Below are 12,643 nucleotides of genomic sequence, written 5' to 3' on the forward strand. Positions count from 1 at the left end.
TAGGGAGAGAAGTGGTAAACTAATGTTGACTATATTTCGAAATGAGGGAACCCAGTGAGAATAGCAATTTCTTCTGATCACGGAGGCAATAATTTACGTCGTGAGATTATGCAACTGTTAGATGAGCTAAATATTAGCTACGAAGATTTTGGTCCACAATCTGCGGATTCAGTAGACTATCCTGATTATGCAAAGCCAGTTTCTGAAGGTGTTGCTAGCGGGGAATTTGATAAAGGCATTTTAATTTGTGGAACAGGGATTGGCATGTCCATCGCTGCGAACAAAGTAAAAGGTATTCGTTGTGCTTTAGTACACGATGTATTTAGTGCAAAGGCAACTCGTTGCCATAATGATTCAAATATTTTAGCAATGGGTGAGCGCGTAATTGGTCCTGGCCTTGCACGTGAAATCGCCAAAACATGGCTTGAAACAGATTTTGAAGGCGGTCGTCATACACGCCGCGTAGAAAAAATCGCTGAATTAGAACAATAAACAATGCGCTTTTTCAGCCGTTAACACAATTGTGTATAGGCAGTGGCAGCATGTGCTGTCACTTTACCCTATGCAATGGTACGGCTTAGCGTAAGGAAAAGACATCAATAAAAGGGGCTGAGCTTAATGGTTGTGCAACAAATACAAACGCAATTGACTCAGTTACTCAGTGATTTCGAAGAGCAAGTAGTGTTGCGACCAAAGACTATTTTTGTCGTAGGCTGCTCTACGTCTGAAGTGATTGGTCAGAAAATTGGCACAGCGGGTGCGCTGGAAACAGCACAAGCGATTTTTGAGCCGTTGCAAGCATTTGCAAAAAAACATCAGCTATATCTAGCGTTCCAAGGCTGTGAGCATATTAATCGTGCAATCACGATGGAAGCTTCAGTTGCAGAACAGTTTGGCTATGAACCAGTAGCAGTCATACCTGTTCGTACTGCAGGTGGGTCAATGTCAGCTTACGCGTATACAAAATTGGAAAACCCAGTTGTTGTAGAGGCGATACGTGCACATGCAGGTATTGACATAGGACAAACGTTAATTGGTATGCATTTAAAGGAAGTAGCTGTTCCGGTTCGTACATCCGTGCGAACAGTAGGGGAAGCAATTGTCACAGTAGCAACAACACGTCCAAAACTAATTGGTGGCGAACGTGCTGTATATAAATAACACAACTTCTGTTGTCAGAGGTACAGGTAAATAACGATAATACTTAGGAGGCTTTTTCAAAGATGGCATACGAAAAATTAGCAGTACAAGACAAAGCAGTATTAGATGGGATTTTAGCAGAGAAAAAACGTCAACAAGCGAATATCGAGTTAATCGCATCTGAAAACTTTGTATCTGAAGCAGTAATGGAAGCACAAGGTTCAGTTCTTACTAACAAATATGCTGAAGGTTATCCGGGAAAACGTTACTATGGTGGCTGTGAGCATGTAGACGTAGTTGAAGATATTGCACGTGACCGTGTGAAAGAAATCTTCGGTGCAGAATATGCTAACGTACAACCACACTCTGGTGCACAAGCGAATATGGCTGTATACCATACAATTTTAGAACCAGGCGATACAGTATTAGGGATGAACCTATCTCATGGCGGTCACTTAACACATGGATCTCCTGTAAACTTCTCAGGTATTCTTTACAATTTCGTTGAATACGGTGTAACAGAAGATACACATGTAATTGACTACGAAGATGTTCGTCAAAAAGCATTAGCACATAAACCAAAACTAATTGTAGCAGGTGCATCTGCATATCCACGCGAAATTGATTTCGCTAAATTCCGTGAAATTGCCGATGAAGTAGGAGCTTACTTTATGGTTGATATGGCGCACATCGCAGGTCTTGTAGCTGCTGGAGAGCACCAATCACCAGTTCCTTACGCTGATTTTGTTACATCGACTACACACAAAACATTACGTGGCCCACGTGGTGGTTTAATTCTTGCATCAAAAGAATGGGAGCAAAAATTAAATAAATCTGTATTCCCAGGTATCCAAGGTGGACCATTAATGCACGTAATCGCTGCGAAAGCAGTAGCATTTGGCGAAGCTTTACAACCTGAGTTCAAAGAATATGCAAAACAAATTAAAGCAAATGCACACGCTTTAGCAGACGTGCTAATCGCTGAAGGTGTAGAAATCGTTTCGGGTGGTACAGATAATCACTTATTACTATTAAACGTAAAATCTCTTGGCTTAACTGGTAAAGTAGCAGAGCACGCACTAGATGAAGTAGGCATTACAACAAACAAAAACACAATCCCTTACGATACTGAATCTCCATTTGTTACTTCTGGTATCCGTATTGGTACACCTGCTGTGACATCTCGCGGCTTTAAAGAAGAAGATATGAAAGAAGTCGGCGCTATCATTGCAGCTGTACTTAAAAACCCTGAAGATGAAGCAGTGAAAGCTGAAGCGAAAGAGCGCGTAAAAGCTTTAACTGACAAACATCCTTTATACGCATAATCATTACTGCTAAAAAGCAAGGCTGTGACTAAAGTGTTAAGTTCACTTTAGCCATGGCCTTTTTGTTTAGATAAGCACTACATTCTTAACTTTTTAGCTACCAAAAAAATAAAATAATCTTATTTTTGGATTTTTTTACATAAATATAGATTGAAAGAGTATATTATATTCATTAAGGACAACCAATGTCCTGAAAAGGATAATATTTTTTATAAAAGTGACAATTTATTGAATTTTTATGTACAATATAAATGAAGTTATAGTGGATGGATAGAGACGGGAGGGGTTGGATGGTTACTAAATCTATGGATATACAAAATAGTATATTATTAACGACAATTCGTAACTTAGGTGAACAATCAAAAGAAAGCTACGTTATTTTAGATGCGAAAACAAATTGTATACTAGAATGCAACGAATCTTTTTGCATGCTAATAAATGCAAGTCATACAGAGATTCTCAAAAAAGATTATTTTGAGATGCTTTCGAATCAGTTACAAACGACAACAGTTGAAATGATAAAAGAGAAAATACATAGTGGAGCAATGGTGACAGCAAAGTTGCATCACCATCGCTTTGAAAAGCCGCCATTTTGGGCCGAGATGCAGACCCTTCCTTTTCAAAGTCATAATAATGAAACTTTATTTGTGTTAGTAATTGTGAAGGATATAACGTATTATCATACAGAAGATTTTATAATGAAATTAGAGAGAGCCGTCTACGAAGCGATAGAAAAAGACGAGCCATTTTATAAAAAAATGGACACTATTTGTAGTGGCATAGATGAATTTTTTATTCCATTTGTATTTAGTACAATACTTATTAAAACAGAATCCAATCAACTTCAAGTGTTTACTTCTAATAGGACGCGTGACCATGTGCCACAATTGTGCGAGATGAACGACTTTTATAGACAGGTGATGCAACAGGGTTCAACGATAATTACAAATAACTTAGAAGATATTGCTATTCCAATAGAGTTTAAAAGTTTTGCTAATACAACAAATAAACACATTGGATGGTTTGTCCCTATTCGTAATCAGAAGCAACAAGCGATTGGCTTGTTTATGATATTTTCGCAATATTCAAGCGAAAGTGCATTATTTAATAAGTTGTTTGAAAAAATAGGTGCACTTGTTGCATTAGCGTTTACGTATGCAAAAACACAAAGAAGGCTATGGGATTTAGCATATAAGGATATTACAACGGGTTTGCCTAATCGGCATAGCTTTTTAAATAAAATTGAACAGGAAGAACAACGAGGGCATATTGGCTTTATCAAAATAATACAACCTAGTGAATTCCACCAAGTCGTTGAATTATACGGTCGAGAAGCGGGCGACGAGTTATTAAGGCAAGTTGCTCGACGACTCCAAGAACATAAAACCGAGATTAATGAATATATTGCTCGATTTACAAGTTCAAGTCTTATTATTTCACAAGTAACACATAAAGAAGAATTTAGTGACTATGAACAGCGTATCAAAGAATTAACACGCCAGCCCTTTATAATAAATGGTAAGCACATTTATATTACGTTAAAAACCGGAATTTCTTACTTTGATAAAGAGATAAAAATTGCTGATGCCATCAGATTTGCTGACAATGCACTATCTTATGCAGCTAACAAACCGGGCACACATATGGAAATATTCACAAAGGAACGCAACGATTTATTAGAGCAACAAATGACGGTTCTAAATCATTTATCACAAGCACTTAAAAATAAAGAAATTTCTGTAAATCTACAACCAAAAGTAGATTTACGAACAGGTGAAATTCAAAGTATAGAAGCTTTAGCTCGTTGGCATTCACCTATTCTCGGCTTTGTGTCACCGGCTATGTTTATACCAGTTGCCGAAAATGCAGGTAAGGTTCGTGAAATTGATAGTCAAATATTAGAGATAGTTCTTGCATGGCTAGCAGAGCGGCAACAATTAGGGAAGAAGCTGGTGAAGGTTGCAGTCAATATATCACCAGATCATTTTTACTATCCTCATTTTGTAAGGGATATCCGCCAGCTCGTTGAAAAATATAACATTGATCCAAGCAATATAATTTTAGAGGTAACTGAAAATATAGGTTTAGTCGATTTCCAAACAGCATTCACCATTATCCAAGAATTAAAAAGCTATGGCTTTCAAACATCGGTGGATGATTTCGGGACAGGCTTTTCCTCGCTTAGCTATTTGCAACGATTACCGTTCACAGAGTTAAAAATCGATCGCAGTTTTATTAATGACATAAAAGATGCGGCAACATTAGCCATTGTACGTTCCATTATTCAGCTAGCTTTAAATTTAGGGATGACATCTGTTGCGGAAGGAATAGAAAATGAGGAACAGGTTGAGATTTTACGAGCGCTCGGTTGTACAGTTGGACAAGGCTACTTCTATTATAAACCAATGTCAATTGAACAACTTGATACGATACTTGATGTATAATTAGCTTGTATATGTAGCAAACACTCTAGAAAAGGGCATATCTCGAATTTAATTTTGAGACAGTTGATATTTTCTGTTATACTAGTTGAGATAAAAATCAATCCGAACGGTTAGGAGAGAACCCCTTTGAGCAAAGTATACGTATTTGATCATCCACTAATCCAACACAAGTTAACTTATATTCGTGATAAAAATACAGGAACTAAAGAATTTCGTGAGCTAGTTGATGAAGTAGCAACATTAATGGCATTCGAAATTACGCGAGATATGCCTGTAGAAGAAATTGAAATTGAAACACCTGTAACCATTGCAAAAACAAAAGTTCTTTCTGGGAAAAAACTTGCGATCGTACCGATTTTACGCGCAGGAATCGGCATGGTAGACGGTGTATTAAAACTTATTCCAGCTGCTAAAGTTGGTCATATCGGTCTTTATCGTGACCCAGAAACATTAAAACCTGTTGAGTACTATGCAAAATTACCAGCAGATGTTGAAGAACGTGACTTCATTATTGTAGACCCAATGCTTGCTACAGGCGGTTCAGCAGTGGAAGCTATCAACTCACTGAAAAAACGCGGTGCGAAAAGCATTAAATTTATGTGTTTAATTGCTGCGCCTGAAGGTGTAAAAGTGATTCAAGACGAACATCCTGATGTGGATATCTACATTGCAGCACTTGACGAAAAGTTAAATGACCATGGCTATATTGTTCCTGGTTTAGGTGATGCTGGAGACCGTTTATTCGGTACAAAATAATATATTGCGCGTATTGCTTACGAAGTAATATCGTTTTTTAAACAGCAACTTTATAGCACTTGAAAGCGTCCTTCAATATTGAAGGACGTTTCATAGTATGTTTGGGCAATTTGCCACCCGAACTTGGCACATCAAGGTGAAGAAGGGGCATTGCTTTTAAACGTACAATATAACCAAAGGACGGTGCAAATCGTTTTGACGAAAAAATGGAAAGTGATGACGATTTTCGGTACAAGACCAGAGGCGATTAAAATGGCCCCGCTTGTATTGGAATTACAAAAGCATCCCGAGCAAGTGGAATCAATTGTGACTGTAACAGCACAACATCGCCAAATGCTTGACCAAGTATTAGAAACATTTAAGATCACGCCAGACTACGATTTAAATATTATGAAGGATCGTCAAACACTGATTGATGTGACAACAAATGCTTTACAAGGCTTAGATAAAGTTATGAAAGAAGCGCAACCTGATATTGTCTTAGTGCATGGCGATACGGCTACAACATTTATCGCAAGTTTAGCAGCATTTTATAATCAAATTGCCATTGGTCATGTTGAAGCGGGTTTACGTACATGGAATAAATATTCACCTTATCCAGAGGAAATGAATCGTCAGTTGACAGGTGTCATGGCCGATTTACACTTCGCGCCAACTGAAGTATCGAAGAAAAACCTATTGGACGAAAATAAAAATCCAAATACGATTTATGTAACGGGCAATACAGCTATCGATGCATTAGCTACAACGGTGAGTGAACATTATACACATCCAGTGTTAGAGAAAATAGCAAATGACCGCATGATTTTATTAACAGCACATCGTCGTGAGAATCTAGGCGAACCAATGCGCCATATGTTCCGAGCAATTACTCGACTGCTGGCGGAGCATGAGGATGTTCAGGTTGTTTATCCGGTGCATATGAATCCAGCTGTTCGAGAAATTGCCAACGAAATATTAGGTGATAATAAACGTGTGCATTTAATTGAACCGCTTGAAGTGTTTGATTTCCATAACTTCGCTGCCAATTCGTATATGATTTTAACGGATTCTGGCGGTGTACAAGAGGAAGCACCATCATTAGGCAAGCCAGTTCTAGTGCTACGTGATACAACAGAGCGTCCAGAAGGTATTGCTGCGGGAACTTTGAAACTAGCAGGTACGGAAGAGGAAATGATTTATTCTCTAGCAAAAGAATTACTAGAGGATAAAGAAGCATACGAAGCTATGGCAAAAGCCTCTAATCCTTATGGAGATGGGCATGCTTCGCAGCGAATTGTGAAAGCGCTCTTAGATTTTTTGCAAAAAAGCAAGTAATACACCATTCTGAATTCGAAAAATGAGTAAATAGAACTAATGGTAAATGCGTCGCTAATTTACGAGCATATTTATGTCGTAAATTAGCTTTTTTTTGCATTATTCCGAAAAAACTTTTGGAATCTATGAAAGTTTATACACAAATTTGTCAACAATTTGACAAGAGTATAGTGGCTGTGAAGTTTTTCTCCTTTACTAATTGACTTCAAATATCACCTATTGTATGCTTACAAAGGGTAAGAATGATAAGGGTTTCTATTCGTTGATAGACGTTGAAACACTTGTTATATCAAGTTTCTACTAAATTGACAGTACAAACCAACACTGTCGATTTGCAACGTTTTGTGCGTTTCGGTTTTATACCGAATAAGTATGGGGTGTAAGGCATTATTAGGGATTTACACCTGTAATTTCAAATGACGTCCCCATTACTATTCCGCTGTGAGTAGTGTTTTTCACTGCTCTTTTCTGATTTCACAAAGTGGTCAGCAAACGTTTTCTTTACTCGAAAAAATGATTCAGGAGACTACAAACCAATGCTAGATTTGCATCACATTTTTGCTGTGCAGAAGAGAGCGTTATTTTTTTTGCTCGCACTTTGCGCATTAGGCTGGGGCTTTACGTCCTATCAAACTGTTTTTGCGGGCATCGCAATCGGTGCATTTTTTGGTACGTATAATTTTTGGATTTTAGTTCGCCGTATGGAGAAGTTTGATCGTTCCATTAGTGAAGGGAAGAAAATAGGTTCACTTGGTACAGCACTTCGTTTTGGATCAGGTGTAGCGGCAGTTGCTATAGCCATTTCGTTGCCAAACTATTTTCACTTAATTAGCACGGTCATAGGGCTAATGATTCCGTACGTTTTTCTCTTTGTCGAGAGAATTGTATCTCATGTAAGGAACCACTAATGTGCTTTATTAGAAAGAGAGGTGAAAAATAACAATGAATCATGAAGCTCCGTTAGTAACCATTGGATTTTTAACATTTAACTTATCTACAGTTATGATGTTACTAGTTGCAGCTACAATCGTATTTTTAATCGCAGTTATTTCAACTAGAAACTTAAAGTTAAAACCAACTGGTATGCAAAACTTTATGGAATGGATTATGGATTTCGTAAAGAATATCATTCAAAGCAACATGGACTGGAAAACGGGTGGACGATTCCACATTCTAGGTATCACACTTATTATGTTTATCGCAGTATCTAACTTATTAGGTCTTCCATTCTCTATCATCTATGACCATCAACTTTGGTGGAAATCGCCAACAGCTGACCCAACGGTTACAATGACTCTTGCAGCGATGATTTTAGTATTAACGCAATACTATGGTATCAAAATGAAGGGTACAGGCCATTATGTTGGTACATTCTTCAAACCAATGTCATTTATGTTCCCGTTAAAAATCATTGAAGAGTTTGCAAACACTTTAACATTAGGTCTGCGTCTTTACGGTAACATTTATGCAGGTGAAATTTTACTTGCATTAATCGCAGGTTTAGCCGTTTCAGGACCAATCGGGTTCGTAGGTGCAATTGTTCCTATGATGGCATGGCAAGGTTTCTCTATTTTCATCGGCTTTATCCAAGCCTTTATCTTCACAATGTTAACAATGGTTTACATGGCTCATAAAGTGAGCGATGACCATTAATATAAAGCATAAATTTTATGCTTGAACCAAAAAAACAAACAATTCCAAGGAGGAAATTTTAAAATGACAGGTTCATTAGGTTTATTAGCAGCAGCAATCGCAATCGGTTTAGGTGCACTTGGTGCAGGTATTGGTAACGGTCTTATCGTATCAAAAACAGTTGAAGGTATCGCTCGCCAACCAGAAGCTCGTGGCGTTCTTCAAACTACTATGTTCATCGGGGTTGCATTAGTTGAAGCCTTACCGATCATCGCAGTAGTAGTAGCATTCATCGTAATGAACAAATAATTCAGTTGTATACTGAATTTTACTAGTGGCGAAGCAGGATTCACCAGATGAAACTTCGCCCTTCATTTTGGAACAGATAAAAGCTATGTGCAAATATAGCTTTTTAAAATAGGTAAGTTTTTTAAAGTATTACAAACTATTATGTTGAAGTTAAAGCTCTTGAAGGGAGTGAAACAATCGTGTTTTTAGACAATCTTGTACTTGGTGCAGGTGGAGGATTCAATGGTGGAGATATCGTCTCAACATTAGTCATCTTCTTAGTATTAATGCTTCTTCTTAAAAAGTTCGCTTGGGGTCCATTAATGGGCATCATGCAACAACGTGAAGAATTAGTAGCAAGTGAAATCGAAGCAGCTGAAAAAGCGCGCAAAGATTCGCATAAATTTTTAGAAGAACAAAAAAGTCTTCTTAAAGAAGCTCGTACGGAAGCACAATCGATTGTTGAGGGTGCTAAGAAGCAAGGCGAAATGCAAAAAGAAGAAATTCTTACAGCAGCTCGCAATGAAGCTAACCGCTTAAAAGAATCGGCTTTACGTGAAATCGAGTCTGAAAAAGAAAAAGCGATCGCAGCTGTACGTGATGAAGTCGTTTCATTATCTGTACTTGCAGCATCTAAAGTCCTTAGCAAAGAGATTTCTGAGGCAGACAACCGTGCTCTAATTGAAGAGACGATTGCGAAGGCAGGGGAAGCTCAATGAGTAATTCAACTGTAGCTAAGCGTTACGCTCAAGCTCTTTTTGAACTTGCGCAACAAAAAAATATTCTTGCTGAAGTTGGGGCAGACTTAAACGAGTTAACAAAAGTTGTAAATGAATCTCCTGATTTTTTAACACTTTTAAATGCGCCTAAGTTCTCTATCGAACGCAAGAAACAAATGGTTGCTGAAATCTTTGCAAGTGCAACGCCAGAAGTTTTACACACTGTTCAACTACTTGTTGAGAAAAAGCGTGTAAACGAAGTGAAGCTTATTGCGAATGCGTATGCTGAACTTGCTGCACAAGCACAAGGTTCTGCAGATGCAACTGTATTCTCAACTCGTGCACTTTCTGCTGAAGAAAGCGCTAAAATTTCTGCAGCATTTGCTAAACTTGTTGGGAAACAATCATTAAACATTACAAACGAAATCGATCCATCATTATTAGGTGGTATTCGTGTTCAAATCGGTAACCATATTTATGACAGCTCAGTAGTGAACAAGCTAGAGCGTCTAAAACGTGAATTAATCGGTTAATAATTTAGAAATGTGAGAGGTGACATACATGGGCATCAAGGCTGAAGAAATCAGCAGTCTGATTAAACAACAGATTGAGAATTATGAATCTGAACTTAAAGTAAGCGAAGTTGGTACAGTTATCCGTATTGGTGACGGTATCGCTCTTGCTCATGGCCTCGACAACGCCATGGCTGGAGAGCTTTTAGAGTTCTCTAACGGTGTTATGGGTATGGCTCAAAACCTAGAAGAAGGTAACGTTGGTATCGTAATCTTAGGTCCATACACAGACATCAAAGAAGGCGATGAAGTTCGTCGTACAGGTCGTATTATGGAAGTACCAGTTGGTGAAGAACTAATTGGTCGTGTTGTAAATCCACTAGGTCAACCAGTGGACGGACAGGGTCCAATCAACACAACAAAATCTCGTCCAATCGAAAGCCCAGCTTTCGGTGTAATGGCTCGTAAATCAGTACATGAACCACTACAAACTGGTATTAAAGCGATTGACGCACTTGTACCAATCGGTCGTGGTCAACGTGAGTTAATCATCGGTGACCGCCAAGTTGGTAAAACATCTGTAGCAATCGATACAATCCTTAACCAAGGTGACCAAAACATGATCTGTATCTATGTTGCAATTGGTCAAAAAGAATCTACTGTACGTGGTGTAGTAGAAACGCTTCGTAAACATGGCGCTTTAGATTATACAATCGTTGTGACAGCTTCTGCTTCTCAACCAGCTCCATTATTATTCTTAGCACCATTCGCTGGTGTATCTATGGCTGAAGAATTCATGTTACAAGGTAAACACGTTTTAATCGTGTATGATGATCTTTCTAAACAAGCATCAGCTTACCGTGAACTTTCACTTCTTCTTCGCCGTCCTCCAGGTCGTGAAGCTTACCCTGGTGACGTTTTCTACTTACACAGCCGCTTATTAGAACGTGCTGCGAAGTTAAATGAAACATATCAAAATGGTTCAATTACAGCTCTTCCATTCGTTGAGACACAAGCTGGGGATATCTCTGCATACATCCCAACAAACGTAATCTCAATCACTGATGGACAAATTTTCTTACAATCTGACTTATTCAACTCAGGTGTACGTCCAGCGATTAACGCCGGTCTTTCTGTATCACGTGTAGGTGGATCTGCTCAAATTAAAGCGATGAAAAAAGTTGCGGGTACACTACGTCTTGACTTAGCTGCATTCCGTGAGCTTGAATCTTTCGCTCAATTCGGTTCAGATTTAGATAAAATTACACTTGCAAAACTTGAGCGTGGTAAACGTACGGTTGAAGTTCTAAAACAAGACCTAAACAAACCACTTAAAGTTGAAAAACAAGTTGCAATCCTTTACGCATTAACTAAAGGTCACTTAGATGATATTCCAGTTCAAGATATCGTTCGTTTTGAAAGTGAATTCTTAAGCTGGTTAGATACAAACCACACAAACGTTTTAGATCATGTTCGTACTACTAAAGAACTTGCTCCTGATGCGGAATACGTAGCAGCTTTAACTGACTTCAAAAAAACTTTCGCTAAATCAGAATAAGCAAGAAAAATAGTCGCTTGATTAAAAAACAAAAGGTGGTGAAATACCAGTGGTAAACTTACGCGAAATAAAAGGTCGTATTAATTCTACAAAGAGTACGAAACAAATTACGAAAGCGATGCAGATGGTTTCTTCTTCAAAGTTACGTCGTGCAGAGCAAAATGCTAAAGCTTACGTTCCTTACATGGAAAAAATTCAAGACGTAGTAGGCGCTATCGCATCAGGTACAAAAGACAGTGGACATCCAATGTTAACTGCTCGTCCTGTTAAGAGAACAGCTTACTTAGTCATTGGTTCTGACCGTGGTCTTGCAGGTGCTTACAACTCAAGTATCTTACGTCAAGTACAACGTACAATCAACGAGCGTCATAAATCAAAAGACGAATACGTGATTTTAGCAGTAGGTCGTGTTGTTCGTGATTACTTTGTGAAACGTGATCATAATGTTATTAGCAGTGTTGTTGCTCTTCCTGACCAACCATCATTCGCTGATATTAAAGAAATCGCTCGTAATGCTGTTGGTATGTTCATTGACGGTACGTATGATGAACTTTATATGTACTACAATCACTTTGTTAGTGCTATCGCTAACGAAGTGACAGAGAAAAAACTTCTTCCATTAACTGATATTGCACCTGCAAGCAGCAATGCTTCTTATGAATTCGAGCCATCTGGTGAGGCAATTCTTGAAGTATTACTTCCACAATATGCGGAAAGCCTTGTTTACGGCGCATTATTAGATGGAAAAGCAAGTGAACATGCTTCTCGTATGACTGCTATGAAAAATGCAACTGATAACGCATCTGATCTTATCGGAGATCTTTCATTGCAATATAACCGTGCACGTCAAGCAGCTATTACACAAGAAATTACAGAAATCGTTGGTGGGGCTGCAGCCTTAGAATAGGCTCAGCTCACCAATGTCGTATAAGAATACGATAGGAGGGTACAC

The 12,643-nt window shown here is 38.4% G+C and carries 13 protein-coding genes; all 13 read left to right on the forward strand.

The window, feature by feature from the left end; translation table 11 throughout:
* Positions 1-54 precede the first annotated feature (54 nt).
* The 13 genes from rpiB to atpG all read left to right on the forward strand — a co-directional run bounded on the left by rpiB (position 55) and on the right by atpG (position 12,598).
* The gene (gene rpiB / locus MHH88_RS02880) at positions 55-492 is read left to right on the forward strand and encodes a ribose 5-phosphate isomerase B (RefSeq protein WP_024362894.1); all 438 of its coding nucleotides are present in this window, start codon (positions 55-57) and stop codon (positions 490-492) included.
* 126 nt (positions 493-618) lie between these two features.
* Positions 619-1,161 (forward strand): TIGR01440 family protein, encoded by a 543-nt coding sequence (locus tag MHH88_RS02885; protein WP_024362895.1) that lies wholly within the window; start codon positions 619-621, stop codon positions 1,159-1,161.
* Positions 1,162-1,223: 62 nt separating this feature from the next.
* Positions 1,224-2,465, forward strand: a complete 1,242-nt coding sequence (gene glyA, locus MHH88_RS02890; protein WP_339261480.1) for a serine hydroxymethyltransferase — start codon at positions 1,224-1,226, stop codon at positions 2,463-2,465.
* Between the two features lie 290 nt (positions 2,466-2,755).
* Positions 2,756-4,909 (forward strand): EAL domain-containing protein, encoded by a 2,154-nt coding sequence (locus tag MHH88_RS02895; RefSeq protein WP_339261482.1) that lies wholly within the window; start codon positions 2,756-2,758, stop codon positions 4,907-4,909.
* Positions 4,910-5,035: 126 nt separating this feature from the next.
* On the forward strand, positions 5,036-5,665 hold the full coding sequence (gene upp / locus MHH88_RS02900; RefSeq protein ID WP_024362898.1) for a uracil phosphoribosyltransferase: 630 nt from the start codon (positions 5,036-5,038) through the stop codon (positions 5,663-5,665).
* Positions 5,666-5,860: 195 nt separating this feature from the next.
* Positions 5,861-6,982: a UDP-N-acetylglucosamine 2-epimerase (non-hydrolyzing) gene (wecB, locus tag MHH88_RS02905; protein WP_069513047.1), complete on the forward strand. Its 1,122-nt coding sequence runs from the start codon at positions 5,861-5,863 to the stop codon at positions 6,980-6,982.
* 536 nt (positions 6,983-7,518) lie between these two features.
* On the forward strand, positions 7,519-7,890 hold the full coding sequence (locus MHH88_RS02910; protein WP_024362900.1) for an ATP synthase subunit I: 372 nt from the start codon (positions 7,519-7,521) through the stop codon (positions 7,888-7,890).
* A gap of 34 nt (positions 7,891-7,924) precedes the next feature.
* Positions 7,925-8,635 carry a F0F1 ATP synthase subunit A gene (atpB, locus tag MHH88_RS02915; RefSeq protein ID WP_024362901.1) on the forward strand — a complete coding sequence of 237 codons (711 nt, stop codon included), beginning with the start codon at positions 7,925-7,927 and terminating at the stop codon, positions 8,633-8,635.
* Positions 8,636-8,698: 63 nt separating this feature from the next.
* The gene (gene atpE / locus MHH88_RS02920) at positions 8,699-8,923 is read left to right on the forward strand and encodes a F0F1 ATP synthase subunit C (protein WP_004269474.1); all 225 of its coding nucleotides are present in this window, start codon (positions 8,699-8,701) and stop codon (positions 8,921-8,923) included.
* Positions 8,924-9,102: 179 nt separating this feature from the next.
* Positions 9,103-9,621: a F0F1 ATP synthase subunit B gene (gene atpF / locus MHH88_RS02925; protein WP_024362902.1), complete on the forward strand. Its 519-nt coding sequence runs from the start codon at positions 9,103-9,105 to the stop codon at positions 9,619-9,621.
* Positions 9,618-10,154: a F0F1 ATP synthase subunit delta gene (locus tag MHH88_RS02930; protein ID WP_024362903.1), complete on the forward strand. Its 537-nt coding sequence runs from the start codon at positions 9,618-9,620 to the stop codon at positions 10,152-10,154. Before atpF ends, MHH88_RS02930 begins: the two co-directional genes overlap by 4 nt.
* A 28-nt stretch (positions 10,155-10,182) precedes the next feature.
* Positions 10,183-11,691 (forward strand): F0F1 ATP synthase subunit alpha, encoded by a 1,509-nt coding sequence (atpA, locus tag MHH88_RS02935; RefSeq protein WP_024362904.1) that lies wholly within the window; start codon positions 10,183-10,185, stop codon positions 11,689-11,691.
* A gap of 49 nt (positions 11,692-11,740) precedes the next feature.
* Positions 11,741-12,598: an ATP synthase F1 subunit gamma gene (atpG, locus tag MHH88_RS02940; protein ID WP_024362905.1), complete on the forward strand. Its 858-nt coding sequence runs from the start codon at positions 11,741-11,743 to the stop codon at positions 12,596-12,598.
* The last annotated feature ends 45 nt before the right edge of the window (positions 12,599-12,643 follow it).

The organism is Lysinibacillus sp. FSL K6-3209, assembly GCF_037976175.1.
Classification (GTDB): domain Bacteria; phylum Bacillota; class Bacilli; order Bacillales_A; family Planococcaceae; genus Lysinibacillus; species Lysinibacillus sphaericus_D.

Excerpts from the sequence above, each read along its gene's own strand:
- MHH88_RS02885 (WP_024362895.1), top strand. The coding sequence starts at position 619 with ATGGTTGTGCAACAAATACAAACGCAATTGACTCAGTTACTCAGTGAT.
- glyA (WP_339261480.1), top strand. The coding sequence starts at position 1,224 with ATGGCATACGAAAAATTAGCAGTACAAGACAAAGCAGTATTAGATGGG.
- MHH88_RS02895 (WP_339261482.1), top strand. The coding sequence starts at position 2,756 with ATGGTTACTAAATCTATGGATATACAAAATAGTATATTATTAACGACA.
- MHH88_RS02910 (WP_024362900.1), top strand. The coding sequence starts at position 7,519 with ATGCTAGATTTGCATCACATTTTTGCTGTGCAGAAGAGAGCGTTATTT.
- atpB (WP_024362901.1), top strand. The coding sequence starts at position 7,925 with ATGAATCATGAAGCTCCGTTAGTAACCATTGGATTTTTAACATTTAAC.
- atpE (WP_004269474.1), top strand. The coding sequence starts at position 8,699 with ATGACAGGTTCATTAGGTTTATTAGCAGCAGCAATCGCAATCGGTTTA.
- MHH88_RS02930 (WP_024362903.1), top strand. The coding sequence starts at position 9,618 with ATGAGTAATTCAACTGTAGCTAAGCGTTACGCTCAAGCTCTTTTTGAA.
- atpA (WP_024362904.1), top strand. The coding sequence starts at position 10,183 with ATGGGCATCAAGGCTGAAGAAATCAGCAGTCTGATTAAACAACAGATT.